General features: G+C 60.9%; 16 protein-coding genes. 7 read left to right on the top strand and 9 right to left on the bottom strand.

Annotation, left to right across the window (positions count from 1 at the left end):
* Positions 1 to 106: 106 nt before the first annotated feature.
* From ACZ51H_RS16950 to ACZ51H_RS16940, 3 genes are all read right to left on the bottom strand, one after another.
* Positions 107 to 2,629 carry a TonB-dependent receptor gene (locus ACZ51H_RS16950; protein WP_464803192.1) on the bottom strand — a complete coding sequence of 841 codons (2,523 nt, stop codon included), beginning with the start codon at positions 2,627 to 2,629 and terminating at the stop codon, positions 107 to 109.
* Positions 2,630 to 2,759: 130 nt separating this feature from the next.
* Positions 2,760 to 3,263: a GDYXXLXY domain-containing protein gene (locus ACZ51H_RS16945; RefSeq protein ID WP_464803191.1), complete on the bottom strand. Its 504-nt coding sequence runs from the start codon at positions 3,261 to 3,263 to the stop codon at positions 2,760 to 2,762.
* A 56-nt stretch (positions 3,264 to 3,319) separates the two neighbouring features.
* Complete coding sequence (locus tag ACZ51H_RS16940; protein ID WP_464803190.1) at positions 3,320 to 4,486, bottom strand: DUF2157 domain-containing protein; 1,167 nt, start codon at positions 4,484 to 4,486, stop codon at positions 3,320 to 3,322.
* Positions 4,487 to 5,052: 566 nt separating this feature from the next.
* Between ACZ51H_RS16940 and ACZ51H_RS16935 the strand changes: the two genes are divergently transcribed.
* The gene (locus ACZ51H_RS16935) at positions 5,053 to 5,934 is read left to right on the top strand and encodes an OmpA family protein (RefSeq protein WP_464803189.1); all 882 of its coding nucleotides are present in this window, start codon (positions 5,053 to 5,055) and stop codon (positions 5,932 to 5,934) included.
* Between the two features lie 66 nt (positions 5,935 to 6,000).
* Here ACZ51H_RS16935 and ACZ51H_RS16930 read toward each other — a convergent pair whose 3' ends face one another.
* The 4 genes from ACZ51H_RS16930 to ACZ51H_RS16915 all read right to left on the bottom strand — a co-directional run bounded on the left by ACZ51H_RS16930 (position 6,001) and on the right by ACZ51H_RS16915 (position 10,149).
* Positions 6,001 to 6,612 carry a DUF4142 domain-containing protein gene (locus tag ACZ51H_RS16930; RefSeq protein WP_464803188.1) on the bottom strand — a complete coding sequence of 204 codons (612 nt, stop codon included), beginning with the start codon at positions 6,610 to 6,612 and terminating at the stop codon, positions 6,001 to 6,003.
* A 133-nt stretch (positions 6,613 to 6,745) separates the two neighbouring features.
* Positions 6,746 to 7,627: a helix-turn-helix domain-containing protein gene (locus ACZ51H_RS16925; protein ID WP_464803187.1), complete on the bottom strand. Its 882-nt coding sequence runs from the start codon at positions 7,625 to 7,627 to the stop codon at positions 6,746 to 6,748.
* A gap of 92 nt (positions 7,628 to 7,719) precedes the next feature.
* Positions 7,720 to 9,783, bottom strand: a complete 2,064-nt coding sequence (locus ACZ51H_RS16920; RefSeq protein WP_464803186.1) for a pyrroloquinoline quinone-dependent dehydrogenase — start codon at positions 9,781 to 9,783, stop codon at positions 7,720 to 7,722.
* 75 nt (positions 9,784 to 9,858) lie between these two features.
* On the bottom strand, positions 9,859 to 10,149 hold the full coding sequence (locus tag ACZ51H_RS16915; RefSeq protein WP_464803185.1) for a hypothetical protein: 291 nt from the start codon (positions 10,147 to 10,149) through the stop codon (positions 9,859 to 9,861).
* Positions 10,150 to 10,439: 290 nt separating this feature from the next.
* Between ACZ51H_RS16915 and ACZ51H_RS16910 the strand changes: the two genes are divergently transcribed.
* On the top strand, positions 10,440 to 11,135 hold the full coding sequence (locus ACZ51H_RS16910) for a TetR family transcriptional regulator (RefSeq protein ID WP_464803184.1): 696 nt from the start codon (positions 10,440 to 10,442) through the stop codon (positions 11,133 to 11,135).
* Positions 11,136 to 11,238: 103 nt separating this feature from the next.
* Positions 11,239 to 12,300: a hypothetical protein gene (locus ACZ51H_RS16905; RefSeq protein WP_464803183.1), complete on the top strand. Its 1,062-nt coding sequence runs from the start codon at positions 11,239 to 11,241 to the stop codon at positions 12,298 to 12,300.
* A gap of 25 nt (positions 12,301 to 12,325) precedes the next feature.
* On the opposite strand, the gene ACZ51H_RS16900 is transcribed toward ACZ51H_RS16905, so the two are convergent.
* Positions 12,326 to 13,222, bottom strand: coding sequence for a LysR family transcriptional regulator (locus ACZ51H_RS16900; RefSeq protein WP_464803182.1), 897 nt, complete (start codon positions 13,220 to 13,222; stop codon positions 12,326 to 12,328).
* Between the two features lie 104 nt (positions 13,223 to 13,326).
* On the opposite strand from ACZ51H_RS16900, the gene ACZ51H_RS16895 reads away from it, so the two are divergent.
* The 4 genes from ACZ51H_RS16895 to ACZ51H_RS16880 all read left to right on the top strand — a co-directional run bounded on the left by ACZ51H_RS16895 (position 13,327) and on the right by ACZ51H_RS16880 (position 17,314).
* On the top strand, positions 13,327 to 14,823 hold the full coding sequence (locus ACZ51H_RS16895; RefSeq protein WP_464803181.1) for a CoA-acylating methylmalonate-semialdehyde dehydrogenase: 1,497 nt from the start codon (positions 13,327 to 13,329) through the stop codon (positions 14,821 to 14,823).
* A 72-nt stretch (positions 14,824 to 14,895) separates the two neighbouring features.
* Positions 14,896 to 16,038, top strand: coding sequence for an acyl-CoA dehydrogenase family protein (locus ACZ51H_RS16890; RefSeq protein WP_464803180.1), 1,143 nt, complete (start codon positions 14,896 to 14,898; stop codon positions 16,036 to 16,038).
* Between the two features lie 33 nt (positions 16,039 to 16,071).
* The gene (gene mmsB, locus ACZ51H_RS16885; RefSeq protein ID WP_460989024.1) at positions 16,072 to 16,950 is read left to right on the top strand and encodes a 3-hydroxyisobutyrate dehydrogenase; all 879 of its coding nucleotides are present in this window, start codon (positions 16,072 to 16,074) and stop codon (positions 16,948 to 16,950) included.
* Positions 16,951 to 17,062: 112 nt separating this feature from the next.
* On the top strand, positions 17,063 to 17,314 hold the full coding sequence (locus tag ACZ51H_RS16880; protein ID WP_464803179.1) for a hypothetical protein: 252 nt from the start codon (positions 17,063 to 17,065) through the stop codon (positions 17,312 to 17,314).
* 253 nt (positions 17,315 to 17,567) lie between these two features.
* Here the strand turns inward: ACZ51H_RS16880 and ACZ51H_RS16875 are convergent, their stop codons facing one another.
* Entirely contained in the window at positions 17,568 to 18,917 is a 1,350-nt protein-coding gene (locus ACZ51H_RS16875) for an MFS transporter (protein ID WP_464803178.1), read from the bottom strand.
* Positions 18,918 to 18,935 lie beyond the last annotated feature (18 nt).

Genomic DNA, 18,935 nt, shown 5'->3' with positions numbered 1-18,935 from the left:
CATCGAGCGCCAGAACAGATCGGCCGGTCCAACGCAAACGCTGTTGAACCGGCCGGGGGTACAGAATGGGGCGGCCGTCATGGCCGCCGTCCCGTTTTTTTAAGCCTTATTCTCCGCCGAAACGATAGCGAAGCTTGAGGCCATACATGCGCGGCTCGCCGTAGATCGTTGCCCAGGAGAGCAACGAGCCGCCCTGGTACACGTCCGTGTTGCTGATCCGGTAGAGCTTGTTCGTGGCATTGGTGACGTACAATCCTGCATCCAAGCCGGAACCTGCGATATTGTTCCAGTCCAGCGACATGTTCAGCAAGCCGAAGGCGTCCAGCTTTTCGCCCGGCTGCTGCGGCGCAACGACCGTGGCTTCGGTATGCTGCGACGAATTGTGCGCATAGTTCACGAAGAAGGATAGGTTTCCTAGCCTTTCCGCGATGGGCAGGTTCACCGCCACGTGGAAGCTGTAGATGTAGGGCACGACATACTGACCGGGCAGGCAGGTCAGGTCCGTGGGCGTTCCGGGCGGCAGCGCCGTGCCGGAACAATCCGCCAGGAAGCCGTTCGATGGCAAAGTATATTCGGTATATTTAAAGCGCGTATAGCTGAAATTGCCGCCGATCTCGATGGGCTTCCACGGCCGGATGGACGCGTCGACCTCGACACCTGAAACATGGGCCTTCGCCGCGTTGATCCGCGCGCCGCTGGCCAAGGTTACGGGATTGAAATCCCCGGTTGCCTTCTGGATATTCTGGTAATTCAGGTAATAATAGGAAGCATTCAACCGGGCAGGCACGCTGGCGATCCGAAAGTCCGATTTGAACCCCGCCTCATAGGAAGTGACCTTTTCCGGTTCGAAGGTACGGGTGGTCTCGCGAACCGCGTAAGGATTGAACCCGCCTGCCTTGTAGCCACGGCTGACCTTGGCAAACACCATCAGGTCGCGAACCGGCTTGTAATCAAGCCCGACGAGCCAGGTGGCCGCCTTGCTCTTCAGCGAAGCGGTGAAGTTGCAATCCGAAATCGCGTCCACCAACGTCGAGTCCGCCGAGCAGATAAACTGTCCGGTTAGAGTCGGCGTATAGCTTTGCGAGAAGCCTTTGATCTTGTCCCAGGTATAGCGGAAACCGCCGGTAAGCCGCAGGCTATCGAGAGACGGCGTCATCGCTCCGAAATCGAATGTGCCCTGCGCATAGAGCGCCTTTGAGGTCGTCGCGACATAGCCCGGCGTTGCGTTCGCTACGCAGGTAGGTGGGATACCCGGAAGGGGGGTGCCAGTCAGACCCGCCGGACAATAGTTGATGGCGCTGCCTGCCTGATCGCCGTCAGGCTTCTGGCTGTAGTAGAAGCCGCCCGCCGTGAAGGTCAGCTTGTTGTCCAGGTAGGTGCCCTGGATCTGGAATTCTTCGGTAAACTGCTTGTAGCTGTCCCGCGGGAGCGTGACAGGCGACGTATTATTATAGACGACCGGCGTGCCTACGCCCGGAAGCGTAACCTGTCCCGGCGCGGGCAGCTTGTAGGGATCGACATCATATTGCTGCAAGACGGTGCCGTCGCCGTCATAACGGTAGAAGCTCTTGAACTTCTGATAGCTGACGATGTTGCGCAGGACGAGTTCGTCGTTGAGGTCGAAGGACAGGGTATCCGTGATGCCCCAAGTCTTGGTCTTCTGATAATCATCAATGCCGTGTGCGGTCTGGCGAGGGCCGAGCGCGTCGGCCTGAGCCGTGGTCGCGCGATAGACGTCGCACGAAAATGGCCCGCTTGTCGCGATCGGCGTGTTAGAGCAGAGCTGCAACTGAGCCAGACCGGCGGTGCCGTCGATATTGAATCCTTTATGGATAAGCCCCGTGCCGTTGAAGCGCGAGTAGGAGCCATAGGCCATCAGGTAATTTTCAATACGCTCGGTCGGGCGGAAGGTGATGCCGATGCGGCCCGAATACCAATGCGTATCGTCGCGATCCTTGTTCCAGATCACATCATGGGTATAGCCGTCGCGATCATGATAGGCGCCGACGACGCGGACGAGCAGCTTGTCCTCGACCACGGGCACGTTGATAACGCCTTCAATCTCCTTGGCTTCGTAATTACCATATTTCGCAAGCAGCGAGCCGGAAAAGTCGTTCGTCGGCTTGTGCGGCACGAGAAGGATCGCGCCACCAGTCGTGTTACGGCCGAACAACGTGCCCTGCGGGCCGGCGAGCACCTGAAGATTTTCAAGATCGACGAAGTTGCCGGGTCCGCCCTGCTGGCTGAGTGTGATCGGCGCAGGTAGCGGCACTTCGTTCAGGTAAAGGACGACGCCTGGCGACGCCTGGAACGTGGCCCCCTGACCGCGCAGCGTAAATGTTTGGGAGTCGCGTGAACCCTGCCCTGCGGACCCGACGACCAGCGACGGGACGCTGGCGTTCAGATCCTGCGACTGGGTGATGTTTTGTTGCTGAAGGCGTTCGGGCGAAAAAGCCGTAATCGCGATGGGCACATCCTGCGCACGTTCGGCGCGGCGTTGAGCCGTCACGATGATGTCGGCGGTTGCACCGAGTTGGGTGCCTGACGCGTCCTGCGCCAAGGCAGGTGTGGCTATCAAAACCGCGCATGATGCTACGCTGTTGAAAAGCAGTGCGGAATGCTTCTTCAAAATCCCCTCCTATTTTAGTTCGCCGCCTTTGTTCAGGCGGTCGATCTTCAGAGTAGAATATGGAAACAAACTACGCAATTGAGCAATGCACAATTGTGATGCACTTTTGTCACTATTGCAGGAAGAATTATCAATCTGGGTGCTGACGCTTTCCGAATTCCAGACTTACCGGCCGCATGACCCCATCCGGCCTGATCCTGACGCGCACCAGACCTTGCGCGTCCGCGTCCGCCAATCGGCGCGACAAAGACATCACATTAGCTTGCGACGTGAACAATATGCCGGAATCCAATCCCCGCACCTCGCGCCGCGTGCCAATCGAAGCACGAACGATAATCGCGCACCCCGTTATTTGCTGAGCATCGGGACGACCTGGAATGGGATTTAATTGGCGAACCCTGGCAATATGCGGCGCGGTGCCCTGAATGCATAATTCAGGTGCAAGCGATGCATCAAAGGAAGTCTTGCCGCCGTTGTGACCGTCGCGCGAAGCATCCACGGGCCAGTCATATCGATATTGAATATAATGCCCGCGCAGCAAATCCCTTGGATCATAACCCCGAATGGGAATGAGCCATTCTTGCCCTTGCTGCGCGAGACGATAGGTCGCGACCCAGCTGTAAGCCAAGGCCATGATCGGCAACAGCAGGGCGGCGGCGAGTAGAAAGCGGGGCGATGACGCAAGCCTCTTCATGCTGCCATCCCTTCCGCCGGTGCATAGCGTTTCGAGATACGGACGGTCGCCCACGCCACCGCGATGGCGAAAGCCCCGGAAAATATAAGACCCGCCCCGCTTTCAAGCAGGCTGTCATTAAGTTCGAAACTCAGGATGATGATGCGCAGCGCTACCAGCGCGATCGCCCCCTGGAACAGGCGCCGCCACCGGGCGAAGATGGCCCCTGCGGCCACGGCACCCCACAGCATGACGAAGAATGATGCTCCGATCCAGGGGCTGCGGATCGGGCCGTGCAGATCGACCAGCAAGGCCTGCGCGAAATGCAGCAGCGCCCCGGCGGCCAATATCCCCGCCGTCGCCGTTCCGGATCGTGTGGGCGTGACGCGGAATATGATCGCGGCGGCACCGATCAGCGCCAGACTCTGTATGGCGATGCTGCCGAGGGCAGCGTGGGTCCGGCTGCCCCAGCCGCCCGCTATGATGGCGATGCTGATGCCCGCAAGGATCACGCTGATCGCCAGCTGTTCCAGCAAGCGCCAGAAGGCGGGCCGGTCGCTCCGGCCCCGCATAAACGCGGCGAAGGCCGCCACCACCATCGGCGGACAAACGATCAGGCCCCAATAGAGTGTTGGAAAGGCGGGTTGGGGCGCATGCTGCCCCCATGCCCACGCAAGACCATATTCGTCGGCATGAGACCATGCCGTGCCGACTACCGCTGCCAGCCAGAGGCCCGCGATCGGCCAGCCTCTTCCAAACAGAAGCAGCAGCGGCGAAAAAATGACCAGCCATGCCAGCAGCGGCTGCCAGAGCGGCGAGGAGGTCTGATACACCTGCCCGACATGGCCAAAGAAGGCGAGACCCAGAACCGCAGCCACGAACAGTAATCCATCGCTGAAATAATGGTTCTTCGCCGCTGCCCTCGGCAGATACCACCATAGCAGTCCTGCAAAGCCGATCATCAGGGCGAAGTGGATCGCCAGACGCGTCTCACCGGGTATCGCGTCCCAATTCGCGGCGACGACGGAGATGATCCCCAGACCGATAGTCAACGCACCCAGGCCGACGATCGCCCACAATCCGACAGGCCGACTATGGACCAATTCCCACGCGCGGATACGTTCGGCAACATCGGCGTCGATCAGCCCCGCGTCCTGCCACGCCTTCAGCTGCCGTTCGGACATGGTTTATTCCCCCTGTTCAGTGTCCGGGCGTTCCATTCCACCCTGTGGATCTTGGGCGCGCTGGAATCGGAAACCATCAGAAGATGGCCCTGAGCACCGATCGGCAATGCAGGCGGAGGAAAAGACGAGATGAAATCAAGATATTTCAAACACGTAAGCCCTATCCGCCAGTATGCGCCAGCATGCCCGAAAATCCTTGGCGGCTCCAGTGGCATTCTGGCCGTCCGAGTCACGCGGCTGATCTTCGCGGCGACCACGGCATCGCTGGGGAAATTGCTTAATCTTAACTTTCGGGTTAATAAACTTACGCTGCGGACCTCGGTTCGTCGCATGAAGCAGTCCTACCAGCCCCAGCAGCGGAGCGCGATCGGGCGCGTTCATCTCCGCGAAAGGTTGGGCTGAACAGGCAGGACGCCCATGCTGTTCAGGTGCGGCCGAATACCGCGCGTCATAATGAGACTACATGGAGGGGGTTCTGACAGCCGTTACGACATCACGGATGCGGCGGTCGGACGAGAAGCTGCGATCACGCAGGCCCGCCCGATCGAGTTTGAAGGAGTAGCGCAATGAGTAACATTCTAAAAAGTCCGAAACTTTTCTTACTATTGTCCGTGGCGGCCGGGACCGCTTCAGCCAGCTTCGCGCAGGAGGCGCAGCAGGAAGCGCCTGAAGCCAATCTGTCGGCGACCTACAGCGCCCCTGCGCCCGAAGCGGCGCAACTGGCCGAAGGGCCGGAGGTCGAAGGCCTTATTTCCGCGCGCAATGGCGATAAATTGCAGGTGACTGCTGCCGACGGCACCAACACCATCGTAACCATCAATGACGCGACCCGCGTCAAGTCCAGCGGCGGCTTCCTTGGCCTCAGCCGCAGCAAACTTGCCACAGCTTCGCTGCTGAACGGTCTGCCAGTTTCCATCAAGACGCTTCAGTCGGGTGCTGACCTGATCGCCAGTCAGATCGATCTGAAGAGCAAGGACCTGAAGACCGCGTCGATGATCCGCAGCGGCACTGCCCAGGGCTTTGCCGAACAGACCGCCGCGACGGACGCCTTGCGCAGCCGCGTGGGCGATATCGATAAATATAATGTCAAAAGCACGACCAACGTGAACTTCGACGTCGGTAAGGCGGTATTGTCCGATCAGGCGAAGAACGACCTGTGCGCCACTGCGTCAGCGGCCGAAGGCATGAACAACGCCCTGTTGCTCGTCGTGGGCTATACCGATTCCACCGGCAGCGACGACTTCAATCAGGCGCTTAGCGAAAAGCGGGCCAGCCGGGTGGTCAACTATCTTCAGCAGACCTGCGGTTGGAAGCCCTATCGCATGCTGACCCCCACCGGCATGTCCGAAGCGGACCCGCTCAGCAGCAATGATACGGTCGAAGGCAAGGCGCAGAACCGCCGCGTCGCGGTGAATATACTCGTCAGCAAAGGGCTCGACGGGCTCTAAAAGGCAAGGGGCGGGCAACAGTCCGCCCCTGTTTACTGATTATCGTGGTTTAACCGATAGCGGCGATCACTTATCAGTCTTGCTCTCCAGCGCCCGCGCCATTTTCAAATGCCCCTCTACCACCGGAGCGATCTCGCCCGCTGCCGCCTTCAGCGCCGCGTCCGTCCCGCCCGACGCGTAGGAACGCATCAGCGCAAGAGCGTCCTCGTGCGCATCGACCTGGCCATCGATATATTCCTCGTCAAACGCCGCGCCCTTCTTCTGCCGCAGTTCGTCCAAATCCTTCTTCTGCCCAGCGGTAAGGTCAGGGTTCGGTATAACGGCAGGCCGTGCCTTGCCCGCTGCCGCCTTGATCTTCGCAGTGGACTCAGAGTGGGCCTTGATCATCTGAACGGCGAAGGCCTTGACTTCAGCGGACGTGGCGTTGGCCGAGGCCAGCTTCGCAGCCGCAATCTCGAACGCATCGCTCCTGGCTGCGAGGTTCACGAAATCCTGCGCATCAGGGGTTGGTTTCAATGCATCGATTGCGTTCTCCGCCGCCTTCTCGACCCTGTCGCCGGCATTTTCAGCAGCGTTCTTCGCCGCATTCAATGCGTCGGCATTGCGCTGCTCACTCGCCTGATTACAGGCCGCCAGCGTCAATCCTGCGGCTAGGACCATCGACGTGATACGCGCCATTTTCATTCTCCCTGAAATTCAGGACGCAAACGCGCCTTCGGTCCAGGCGTTCCTTCTTACCACGGGAGGCTGCACAGCATTTTTGGAACCGTTGCGCTGACGGCGGCGACAGGCCGTTCGACAACTGGCGACGTCAGGACGCGATCTGTTGACGATATCGGTTCGGACTGCTTCCGGCCTCACGCTTGAATGCCGCTGAAAAGGCACTGGCATTCGCGAAGCCCAGACGGTGCGCTATCCCTTTCAAGGGAAGCGATCGGTCGGCGAGGAGCATCTTTGCCCTTTCAAGGCGAATGCCATCGACATAGGCGCTGACGGAAGTTCCCGTGCTGGCCTTGAACAGGCGACGCAAATGCGGCGCGCTGATACCGCATTCGTCGGCCAATTGGCGGACGGTGATCGGCCGTCCTTCGACGGTTTCCACAATATCGCGGATCCGGCGCAGCTGCCATGAGGCGAGCTTACCACCCTCGCCAGCGCGCGCATTGGTGTGCGTATCGTCAAGCTGCCGCACCAATTCCACGAGGATCAACCGGCACAGGGAATCCACCTTCACGGCATGGGAAAAACCGGGCGCGCGAAGCTCATCTGCAAGAAGCTTCAACGCCTGTTGAGAGACATTCCCATTCTCGCAATATAGCAGCTGCTCAACATGGTTGAGCGGCTCTATACCCGTGGTCTCGTTGAAATATTCCTTTTCGAAATCGCAGAAGATTGCGGGCTTCAGGGGACCGGAATTTTCGACTTCGGCGATCCAGTCGATATCGGCGGGGACAAAGGTGGCCTGCTTCAATTCTTGATAGTGGGACTGGGTGGCGTAGCGAAATCGGCCGCGCGGCCTGTAGATGCTCGACGTCCACATGCCGACCTGATGAGTAGGCTCCCGTCCTGCGAGATGCTGTGGAAAACTCCCCCCGTGCGGAAGGTTCAGCCGAACGACGACCCCCGGAATGCGAGACGTGGCAAGACGCTCCTCTGTCCAGGTGACATATTCGTGCACTGCTGCGCTCTCCATGCGCCGCGCATATGCGTGGCGAGTCTTCCCCCTCTCTTATGGGAAAGACGCGGCGGCGGCGACAAGATTGATCGGCCGCCGCCCGCCCGAGCTTATTTCGGCAAAGCGTAGGCGACGAGGGAATCGCCCAGCTTCGTACCCAGAAATTTGTGCCCGCCAGCGGCAATCACGACATATTGGCGGCCATCCTTCTTCAGGCGGTAGGTCATGGGCGTGGCCTGCCCGCCCGCAGGCAGACGAACGCGCCAGACGACCTTGCCGGACCTAATGTCATAGGCCCGCAGATAACTGTCCGTGGTCGCGCCAAGGAACACCAGTCCCGAAGCCGTGGCGACGCTGCCGCCAAGGTTCGGCACGCCAAGCTTCAGCCACATGGGCGGCGGCGCCTGGTCGCGCGTGGTGCCAAGCGGCACGTTCCACAGCGTCTTGCCAGCCTTCAGGTCGATCGCGGTCAGGCGGCCCCAAGGCGGCCGGTTGCATGGCGCGCCAAAGGGAGACAGCATGGGCTTCATCTGCAGGCCATAGGGCGCGCCCTTGGTCGGCAGGATGGCTTCTCCGACCGCGGTGCGGGACGCGATTTCGGCCTGCGGGATCAGCTTCATGATCGCGCCCACCTGCGTGGTATTGGCGATCAAGATGCCGCGCTGCGGATCGACGGTCACGCCACCCCAGTTGGACGCGCCCTCAAAACTTGGCCATTGCAGCCATCCCCGTGTCGAAGGCGGCGTAAAGACCCCCTTATAGTTCACGGAGCGGAACAGTTCCCGGCACTTATATTTGTCATAGGGGGTAAAGCCCCACATATCTTCTTCGCGCAGGTCCGGATCGCGGATGATGAACGCCGGATTGGCGGGGAATGGTTGTGTGGGCGACAGCTTTTCGCCCGGCACCTTGCCTTCCTGCGGCACAGGGCGTTCGACCACGGGGAAGATCGGCTTGCCCGTGCGCCGGTCAAGGATGAAGATATGCCCGACCTTCGTGGTCTGCGCGAGCGCGGGGACAGGCCCGTCCGCCGTGGGCAGGTCGAACAACACCGGCTGCGCGGGAATGTCATAATCCCACACGTCGTTATGAACCGTCTGGAACCGCCACTTGACCTGACCTGTCGTCCCATCGAGCGCCACGACCGAACTTGCATAATAATCGAGGCCCGCCCGGTTGGCGGCATAGTGGTCGGGCGGCGCGTTGCCCATGGGCACATAGACAAGGTTAAGCTTGGGATCGACCGCCATCGGCGCCCAGCTATTGGGCGTCCTCCGCACGAATTGCTCGCCCTTCGGCGCGTTCTGCGCATCGCTCATCCCCGGGGGCAGGCCATTCCAGGACCAGAGCGGTTTGCCAGAATGAATGTCGAACGCCCGGATCGCTCCAGCCGGCATGTCGACCCGCATATTGTCGGTAAGCCGTCCATTCACGACGATGGCATTGCCGATCACGACGGGCGGTGAAGAGATCGATAAGTCGCCCCGCTCTATCTTGCCCAGACCCGGCTTCAGATCGACCACGGAATTGTGCCCGAAGGAGCGGCACTCGCGACCCGTGGCAGAATCGAGCGCCACCAGCCGCCCGTCCAGCGTCCCGGCAAAAATCCGTCCCGCGCATTCAGCGCCTGCTGGCACGCTCTCGTCACGCGCATAGGTGACGCCACGGCAATTCAGCAGGTAGGTGCTGAAATTGTCCGAGCTTGGCTGCTTCACCCAGATTTGCTTGCCGGTTTCCGGGTCTACCGCCGCGATGCGGCCATTGCCGGAGCAGAGATAAAGCCGGTTTTCCGCAATGATCGGCGTCGCCTGGAATGTCGGGGAAAGCGGCTCCGGCGCCGTGACCATGCCGATATGATAGGTCCAGGCAGGCTTCAGCGCCCAGACATTGTCAGGCGTGATCTGCGTCAGCGGCGAGTAGCGCGTCCCGCCCGCGTCCCCGCCATAAAAGCTCCAGCCCGCCGTCGGCCCGGAATAATCGATCGCTGGCGCAGGGCGGAACAGGTTCCCGCTATAGGCCCAATATCCCCCGCCCAGGATCGCGATGGCGCCAGCAGCCATTAGGACAGTGCGACGCCATCCACGGCGGCGCTTCTTCCCGCGCGTCCCGTTGCCGCCGCCTGACAAGGCAGGCTCTGCATCCTGAAAGGAAAAGCGTGTATCAGTCTGGTTCATATGGCCTCGATCATCGATGTTTGCGGACCACAGCGCGCATCCCTCCGCTGGCTCCGTTTGAAAACAGACCGGCCTTCACCCGGCTATCGCCTCCACCGCCTGTGCAGCGCCGCGCATTGCGCCTTCGATATAACCAACCCCTTTGGCATCGCCGAGGACGTGAACAGTAAAGCCCTGCGCCTGCAACTGATCGGCGAGCGTCAGGTTACCCGTCGCGCCTTTCGCGACGATCACATGGTCGGCGGCGACAGCCTGCTCCGCTCCGCCCTTGTTCATGAAACGGACAGCGTCGCGCTCGATCCGGATGGCGCTCGACGCTGGATAGAGCTGAACGCCATGTTCCTTCATTTCTGCAAGCAACCGCATCCGGCGGACGATCGTCGGAACTTTGGCCAGGCACCATCCGGCGCATGTCGGCTTGCCACTCCAATGAGATGGACCAAACTTGTCCCCACCGATTTCTCTCCTGCCTCTCCAAAAGCCTTATACCCTGCCCCCTCTCGGCCGACGATGCCTACCGCAGGCGCCCGTGCGTCATCAGCCCCATTTTATGTCGTGAAGCGCCCATAATTATGCGGATCAATCATCCTTCACCGCCTCCTTTGCGCCGCGCCACCGGATCGACGGCTGATCCTTCCAACGCTATGGGTCGGGCCATGAGCAGCGACAATCTTGAATCTTCCTCTGTTGAGGTGGAGGAGCCGCCACCCACTCCCCGCACTGTCGGGCGGCCACGCCGGTTGACCTTGGCTCAAATCCTCGACGCCGCGATCGACATGGGGCTCGATGGCCTCAGGATCGCGGCGCTCGCCGATCGGCTCGGCGTCCGCCCGGCGGTGCTGTACACCTATGTCACCGGCCGCAAGGAGCTGGTGCGGCTCGCAGCGCAGCGTGCTTCGGGGGCCGCCACCTTCCCGGAGGATGAGGGTCAATCCTGGCGCGAATATGCCACCCAATATGCCGAAGCGCTGCACAAGCTGGTGGAGGAAGGGCAGCTTGTATCCACCCTCGTCAGCGGCAATTTGGGACCAGCGGTCGAGATCGACAGTTCCGAACAATGGCTGCAAGCCATGCTAGCACGCGGGTTCGACCTGCCCGACGCGCTGGACCTGCTGCGCTCCATCGACCTGATCGTGCTCGGGGGCGCGTTCCTCTCCTCCTATGCCCGCGCGGTTGCAGGCGGCGAAGCGGAATATCGCGAAGCCGTGCGCTCCTCGATCAGGCAGCGTTCGGCGGAAGACGTACCGGTCATCGCCGCGCATCCTGACCGTTATGCCGACACCGCCCTCCCCCGCTGGCGCACCACATTGGCGCTGGCGCTCGACGGAGTGGCCGCACGGCGCGGCGAATAGTCGAACATATTTTCGGAAATTATTGCCAGCGAAGCGGTGATGGGATATTCCCGTCTTCAGACCCTGCCGTTCGCGCCGGGAAATTGCTTGCTGGAGAGAGCCTATGCCCGCTGATGTCGCTTCCACTTTCCTGCCCGTCGCGCCGCCCAGAATCGTCGACAATCTTTATACCGAAGACCAACATCAGCGGGTTCTGGACGTCGTCCGCCGGGAAGGCCCCTGGTCGCTGATCCTGGCGCAATATTTCGCTTCGCCCGAGGAGGTGATCGCGACATCCACCGGCTCCATCCCAGAAGGCTTCACGCCGACCTGGGAGATGTTCATGAACCCGGTTTTCCGGGGCTACCTCGCCGACAATGGCGTCAATCGCTATCCGGAACTGGACGATTGCTTCTATAACAAGAAGTTCCTCGACATGGCGCGCGCTTATTGGAACACGCCCTATGTCGAATGTGACCAGCTAATGTTCAACCTTCAGGGTCCAAGCTCGGCCGGCGGATCGCCGCATGTCGATGGCACGCATTTTCGCGGACTATACGAAGTCAACTGCCCGATCTGGCTGCTGAACATCATGGCCAAGTCCGGGCTGTTCCGGCGCTGGCAGGCGAAAAAGGCGCAGGTCATCGCCTGGTATTATCAGGGTTCGATCGGCGGCGGCTTCCACTATTGGCCGAACGGGCCGCAAAATGATCCGGTCTGCCTCGAAGCGCCGATGTGGGGACGCGGCGTCGTGGTCGAAAATGAAATGATGTTCCACACCGCGCAGGGCTGCGGACCGGTCGATCAGCGCAAACCTGTGGGCCTCGCGATCAATTCGACCATGTCGGCCGATCCCGATGTGGCTGCCGGATGGCGGATCATGACCGGCGACGATGTCGTGGCCAAGATCTCCGAGCAGGAATTTCGCCTGCTACTCCATTGGAATGCGCAGGTTTACACCGACCTCAACGACCTGCGAATTTCGCGCGACCATAGCGACGACATCACGACCGACATGGCGTTCGAGATATTCGTAAAGGACCTGCGCACGCGGGGCGAAATCTTTGAGATGCCGAGCGATCCACTGCACGACACCAATTTCATTCGCCTGCTGACCCGCGTCTATGATGTGGGAACGCCCAAGGGCGTGCCGCAGGACCCGGTCGAGCCACGACTGGTCGCCTGACGTCCTCGACTGGATCTGGGGCGCTTCAACTGATCGGAGCGCCCCCGCCTAGCAGCTCTTCCGATCTTTCCCGCAGCATGTCGGACACGGCGAGGATGCGGGCGAGCTTCGTCATTTCCGGATGCGTCACCAGCCAGAAGGATCGCGCAATCTCCACCTCTTCTGGAAAAAGGCGCACCAGCTTCTCATCCTCGGCGACGATGAAGTCCGGCAGCACGCCGATCCCGGCGCCATCCAGTATCAGTTGACGCTGCATGCCGATGCTACTCGACCGGAGCGACGCTTCCAATCCCGCATAGACCTCATCCAGATAGTCGAGTTCCGGCGAGTATAGAAACTCAGGCACATAGCCGATCAGCACATGCTCATGCAGCCGCTCGCGCGACACTGGAGCACCCCGCGCCGCGAGATAGCCGGGCGACGCATAAAGGTGCAGCTTGTAATCAGCCAGCTTCCGCACCGCCAAATGCCCCCGCTGCGGCCGCGCCAACATGACCGCCATGTCCGCTTCCCGTTTCGACGGATTTAGGAATCCCGACGCGGTAATCACGTCCAGTCGGATACCCGGATGGCGGGCGTGAAATTCGGGGATCGCAGGGGCCAATATCCACCGGCCAAAACCCTCGGCAACCGACAGCCGCACCTGCCCGTTCAGACTGTGCCTTTCCCCCTTCACATCGACGATCGCCGACATCGCCGCGCTTTCGATGCTCTCGGCGTGGCGCAGCAAGGCCGCGCCATGTTCCGTCAGCGCCCTCTCCGCGCCAGTCTGCTCGAACAGTTGCGCGTCTAACGCCTGCGACAATCGCCCCAAGCGCCGGGAAATCGTCGTCGCATCAATGCCGAGCGCCCGCGCCGCCGGAGCCACCTTCTTCAGCCGTGCGACAGTCAGAAATATGCGCAAATCATCCCAATCGAACATCACACGCCATCCATGCAAAAATGCAGATCAACTCTGCAACAAAGGGGAATTGAATGCATTATCGCCTTTCGGCATGATAAGGCAAATCTCATCGAGAGGGTGCCATGCGCGAAATTTCCCACAAGCTCGCCTTTGCTCATAACAGCGAAGCGCCGCGCTACAGTGATGTGTTCAATCCCAATGATGGGCAGGTTCAAGCCCGTGTGGCCCTGGGCGACCGCGCCCTCCTCGACCGTGCGGTAGAGGCGGCGAAGGCGGCGCAGCCCGCCTGGGCGGCAGTCAATCCGCAGCGGCGCGCTCGCGTCATGTTCAACTTCAAGACGCTGGTCGAGAAGAATATGGACGAACTGGCGCATCTGCTTTCGTCCGAACATGGCAAGGTGATCGCGGATTCGCGCGGCGATATCCAGCGCGGGCTGGAAGTCATCGAATTTTGCTGCGGCATCCCCCATGCGCTGAAAGGCGAATATACGCAGGGCGCGGGTCCGGGCATCGACGTCTATTCCATGCGCCAGCCGATCGGCATCGGCGCGGGTATCACGCCCTTCAACTTCCCCGCGATGATCCCGCTCTGGATGTCGGGCGTGGCGATCGCGACGGGCAATGCGTTCATCATGAAGCCTTCCGAACGCGATCCGTCCGTTCCCGTGCGCCTCGCCGAACTTTTCCTTGAAGCCGGTCTGCCCGAAGGCATTCTGCAGGTCGTGCAGGGCGACAAGGAAATGGTCGATGCCATCCTCGATCATCCGGACATCGGCGCGATCAGCTTCGTCGGCTCCTCCGACATTGCCCATTATGTCTACAAGCGCGGTGTCGATAACGGCAAGCGCGTGCAGGCGATGGGCGGCGCGAAGAACCATGGCATCGTCATGCCGGATGCCGATCTCGATCAGGTCGTCAACGATTTGTCTGGCGCGGCGTTCGGTTCGGCTGGCGAACGCTGCATGGCGCTGCCCGTCGTGGTGCCGGTGGGCGAGAAGACCGCCCTCGCCCTGCGCGAAAAGCTGATCCCCGCCATTCAGGCGCTGCGCGTCGGCGTTTCGACCGATCCCGAAGCCCATTATGGCCCGGTCGTCACCGCCGCGCACAAGGCGAAGATCGAGAATTATATCCAGATGGGTATCGATGAAGGCGCCGAGCTGGTGGTCGATGGCCGAGGCTTCACCCTGCAAGGGCATGAGCAAGGCTTCTTCGTCGGCCCGACGCTGTTCGATCAGGTCAAGCCTAGCATGCGAACCTATCAGGAAGAGATTTTCGGCCCCGTGCTGCAAATGGTGCGCGCCGAAAGCTTCGAGGACGCAATTGCCCTGCCCAGCCAGCATCAATATGGCAATGGCGTCGCGATCTTCACTCGTAACGGCCACGCCGCGCGCGAATTCGCCGCGCGGGTGAATGTCGGCATGGTCGGCATCAACGTGCCGATCCCGGTGCCCGTCGCTTATCACACATTCGGCGGCTGGAAGCGCTCTGCCTTTGGCGACACGAACCAGCACGGCATGGAAGGCATCAAATTCTGGACGAAGGTGAAGACCATCACCCAGCGCTGGCCCGATGGCGGCGCGTCCGGCGACAGCGCCTTCGTCATCCCCACCATGGGGTGACAGCTGCGAGGGGAGAGCGCATGCTCTCCCTCAAGACGCTTGGCGCACGCCATCGCCGCAACAGGATGCATAATGACCCAGTTCGACCTTACCGACGACCAACGCCAGATCCAGGACATGGCTCGGCGCTTTACCGCCGACGCGATCACGCCGCATGCGGCCGAATGGGATGAGAAGCATATCTTCCCGCGCGACACGATCCGCGCGGCGGCCGAGCTGGGCTTTGGCGGCATTTATGTGTCGGAAGAGTCGGGCGGCATCGGCCTTGGCCGTCTGGAATCCGCGCTGATCATGGAGGCCATGGCCTATGGCTGCCCGTCGACCAGCGCGTTCATATCGATCCACAACATGGCCGCCTGGATGATCGACCGTTTCGGCGCACAAACGGTCAAGGACAAATATCTGCCCTCGATGGTGCCGATGGAGCGGATGGGCAGCTATTGTCTGACCGAGGCGGGATCGGGATCAGACGCCGCCGCGCTCAAGACACGCGCCGTGAAGAACGGCAGCGACTATCTCGTAACCGGATCGAAGCAGTTCATCTCCGGCGGCGGCGAAAACGATATCTATGTCACCATGGTCCGCACGGGCGAGGATGGCCCCAAGGGCATAAGCTGCCTCGTCATCGAAAAGGATATGCCCGGCGTCAGCTTCGGCGCGCAGGAGCGCAAGCTTGGCTGGCATTCGCAACCGACCGCACAGGTCAATTTCGACAATGTCCGCGTGCCTGCGGAAAATCTTGTGGGAGCAGAGGGCGAAGGCTTTCGCATCGCGATGATGGGCCTTGACGGCGGACGGCTCAACATCGGCGCCTGCTCGCTTGGCGGGGCGCAGCGCTGCCTCGATGAAGCAGTCGCCTATAGCAAGGATCGCAAGCAGTTCGGCCAGGCCATCGCTGATTTCCAGAACACGCAGTTCACCCTTGCCGACATGGAAACCGAACTTCAGGCGGCGCGCGCGCTGCTCTACATGGCGGCGGTCAAGGTGACCGAGAACGCGCCCGACAAGACCCGCTTCGCCGCCATGGCAAAGCGCCTCGCCACCGACGCTGGGTCCGCTATCGCCGACCGCGCGCTGCAACTGCATGGCGGCTATGGTTATCTGATGGACTATCCGATCGAACGCTTCTGGCGCGACCTACGCGTGCATTCGATCCTGGAAGGCACGAACCAGGTGATGCGCATGATCGTCGCGCGCGACCTGCTGCGTCCATGAAGGCGGCCAGACAATCAACAGAAGGAAGTCGGCATGACTGAGACTATCGCCTTCATCGGCTTGGGCAACATGGGTGGCGGAATGGCCGCCAATCTCGTCAAGAACGGCTTTGCCGTGCGCGCCTTCGATCTTTCCGACGCGGCCCTCGCCAAGGCCGAGGCGGCTGGCGCGACCCGCGTCAGCAGCGCGGCCGAAGCCGTCGCGGGGGCCGATGCAGTGGTGACGATGCTACCAGCTGGCAAGCATGTCGAAGCGGTCTATAATGATGAGGTTTTCGGCACGGCAAAGGCAGGAGCGCTGTTCCTCGACTGTTCGACCATCGACGTCGCGACCGCTCGCCGCGTCATCGCTGCGGCGAAGGCGAAGGGTTTCCTGATGGCCGACGCGCCGGTTTCTGGGGGAATCGCCGCTGCAAATGGGGGATCGCTAACCTTCATGGTGGGCGGCGACGATGAAGCCTTCGCCAAGGCAAAGCCCATCCTGTCCGCCATGGGCAAGGCCGTAATCCACGCCGGTAGTGACGGCAACGGCCAGGCGGCCAAGATCTGCAACAACATGCTGCTGGGCGCGACCATGGTCGCAACGTGCGAAGCCTTTGCCATGGCGGAGAAGATCGGGCTCGACGCCCAGACCTTCTACGACATTTCCAGCGTTTCGTCGGGACAAAGCTGGTCCATGACAAGCTACTGCCCCGTGCCCGGCGTTGGTCCGCAATCCCCTGCGGACAACGGCTATAGCGGCGGCTTTGCCGTTGCCCTGATGCTGAAGGACCTGAAACTCGCGCTGGAAGCGGCGGCTTCCGTCAACGCCAGCGTACCCATGGGCGCGCAGGCGGAAAGCCTTTATCAGTTGCTGGCCAATAAGGGCGAAACTAGTCAGGATTTCTCCTCGATCATCAAATTCCTGTCCTGATCAGCATGTAAGTCACGCAGCCGCCAAGCCAAGCGGCGATGCCGATGCCGATGAAACTGAACGCCTCGCCTTCCGTTAACAAGGATAGGTCGTAAAAAAGTGAGGCAATTCAATGCGGACGGAAAGCGCGACGGGCTGGTCGGCAACCTACAGCTACTCCCCACTATATCGGGAGGATGAGCCCAATCATTGTCCCGGATGTGACAGGCAACATTGGATCATAGGGCGCATGACCGCCGAATGCAGTTTCTGCGGATCGGCCATGCCCCTTGAACACTTCAGCACCTACAGTGCGTCACCACGGATCGAGTGCCGTAATCATGCTGCCGATGAACTACCGGAATATCTGCGGCCAGTCGCCTGAACCAAAGCATCTGATCTCAACCGCAAAAAGCCCCACCTCCGAAAAAGAAGGCAGGGCAGTTTGGGTCGCACTGCAGGATAACCTGCTCTCAGCTAACCAGCTTTGCAGGCTACGGTTCCGGCTGCGAACCGCCCGCAAAACTTCCGCATTGGTTCCACACCTTTGAATTGTCCCGAAAACTCGGGCGTTTCACGCAAGGTATAACAAACGCTATAATCAGAAATATCATGCCGTTCGCTGACCTTTTCTGCGCTCAGCCGCGTGCCACCGCCTGATTGGTCGCGGCATAGCTGCGCAATCCGGACCATGCGGCGAGGGCAGCGGTTAGCGATGCGCATAGGCCCACGGTCGCCAGCGCGGGGCCGATCTGACCACGGCCATCGAACAAGGCGTTGTCGATCAACGGCACGATCGCTGTTCCGAGCGACAAGCCTACGAGACTGTTCGCCAAAAGGAACAGCGCGGCTCCGGTTGCCCGCATGCTGGGCGGCGTCGCGAGTTGGATCGCAGCCAGCGAGCAACCGAAATAGCCATTGAAGCAGAAGGTCAGGATTGAAAAGAGCAACAGCAGCAGCGTTGAGGAAGGCATGACCGGCGCAAGCGTCGCCGGAATAACGCACAGAAAGGCGAGGATCATCGCCATCCTCAAATTGGCATCGCGCACGCCTTTCAGCGAAAGCCTCTCCGCCGCGAAACCGCCCGCCAAGGAACCCAAGCTCCCAAGCAGCAGATAGATCAATCCCAGACGGAGCGAAGCCTGCCCGGGCGTCATGTCGAAGGTCCGGATGAGTAATGTCGGATACCATGCCGACAGGCCATAACCCATGGTCCCCAGCAATGTGGAATTGGCATAGATCGCCGCGAATGTCCGCCAATGCGCGCGCAGGTGCGAGAGCGCCGCGCGAAACGGCATACCCGCCTTCACCCACCCCGCGCGGCGTGCCGGTTCACGGGCCACGAAAACCAGCGCCGTCACCAACAGGCCGGGTAAAGCCACCAGCAGGAATGCCGCCCGCCAGGTAGGCATCGGCCCGATGCCGGGCAGCACCAGCGCACCCTGCGCCGCGACCATATCGACAACAGCGCCCCCGACCAGCAGCGCCAGCCCACCACCAATGGTGATGCCCAGATTATAGATCGCCATCGCCCGCGAAAGCTGGGCTGGCGGGTAGGCATCACTTAGCCAGCTGTGAGCCGAAGGGGATAGCGATGCCTCCCCCAAACCGACGCCCATGCGCGCGACGAACAGATGCGCATAGCTGCCCGCAAAGCCGCAAAGTGCGGTGCAGGCGCTCCAGAACAGGACGCCCACGGCGATGATCCGGCGGCGGCTGATCCGATCGGCCAGCATTCCGATGGGAATGCCGACCACTGCATAGAGCAGGGCAAAGGCCAATCCCTGAAGCAACCCGACCTGCAAATCGCTAAGGCCCAGATCCTGTTTGATCGGCTCGACCATCAGGCTCAATATCTGCCGGTCGACGAAGGAAAGGATGTAGGCGACGAGAAATATGCCGAGCGCAACATGGCCTTGCCGCAGAGCGGCCCTGCCGCCCGCAGCGGCAGACTGTTCGTGGCTCAACCCCTCATCCCCTCGTCCCATGCTTTTTTCTTCTGCTTG

It is taken from the genome of Sphingobium sp. TomMM15 (assembly GCF_055397045.1).
Note: the sequence above shows the minus strand (reverse complement) of the source record. Positions and strands in the feature narration are given on the sequence as shown.

Excerpts from the sequence above, each read along its gene's own strand:
- ACZ51H_RS16875 (WP_464803178.1), bottom strand. The coding sequence starts at position 18,917 with ATGGGACGAGGGGATGAGGGGTTGAGCCACGAACAGTCTGCCGCTGCG.
- ACZ51H_RS16900 (WP_464803182.1), bottom strand. The coding sequence starts at position 13,222 with ATGTTCGATTGGGATGATTTGCGCATATTTCTGACTGTCGCACGGCTG.
- ACZ51H_RS16940 (WP_464803190.1), bottom strand. The coding sequence starts at position 4,486 with ATGTCCGAACGGCAGCTGAAGGCGTGGCAGGACGCGGGGCTGATCGAC.
- ACZ51H_RS16880 (WP_464803179.1), top strand. The coding sequence starts at position 17,063 with ATGCGGACGGAAAGCGCGACGGGCTGGTCGGCAACCTACAGCTACTCC.
- ACZ51H_RS16935 (WP_464803189.1), top strand. The coding sequence starts at position 5,053 with ATGAGTAACATTCTAAAAAGTCCGAAACTTTTCTTACTATTGTCCGTG.
- mmsB (WP_460989024.1), top strand. The coding sequence starts at position 16,072 with ATGACTGAGACTATCGCCTTCATCGGCTTGGGCAACATGGGTGGCGGA.
- ACZ51H_RS16910 (WP_464803184.1), top strand. The coding sequence starts at position 10,440 with ATGAGCAGCGACAATCTTGAATCTTCCTCTGTTGAGGTGGAGGAGCCG.
- ACZ51H_RS16890 (WP_464803180.1), top strand. The coding sequence starts at position 14,896 with ATGACCCAGTTCGACCTTACCGACGACCAACGCCAGATCCAGGACATG.
- ACZ51H_RS16925 (WP_464803187.1), bottom strand. The coding sequence starts at position 7,627 with ATGGAGAGCGCAGCAGTGCACGAATATGTCACCTGGACAGAGGAGCGT.
- ACZ51H_RS16945 (WP_464803191.1), bottom strand. The coding sequence starts at position 3,263 with ATGGCCTTGGCTTACAGCTGGGTCGCGACCTATCGTCTCGCGCAGCAA.
- ACZ51H_RS16915 (WP_464803185.1), bottom strand. The coding sequence starts at position 10,149 with ATGCGGTTGCTTGCAGAAATGAAGGAACATGGCGTTCAGCTCTATCCA.
- ACZ51H_RS16895 (WP_464803181.1), top strand. The coding sequence starts at position 13,327 with ATGCGCGAAATTTCCCACAAGCTCGCCTTTGCTCATAACAGCGAAGCG.
- ACZ51H_RS16905 (WP_464803183.1), top strand. The coding sequence starts at position 11,239 with ATGCCCGCTGATGTCGCTTCCACTTTCCTGCCCGTCGCGCCGCCCAGA.
- ACZ51H_RS16930 (WP_464803188.1), bottom strand. The coding sequence starts at position 6,612 with ATGGCGCGTATCACGTCGATGGTCCTAGCCGCAGGATTGACGCTGGCG.
- ACZ51H_RS16920 (WP_464803186.1), bottom strand. The coding sequence starts at position 9,783 with ATGAACCAGACTGATACACGCTTTTCCTTTCAGGATGCAGAGCCTGCC.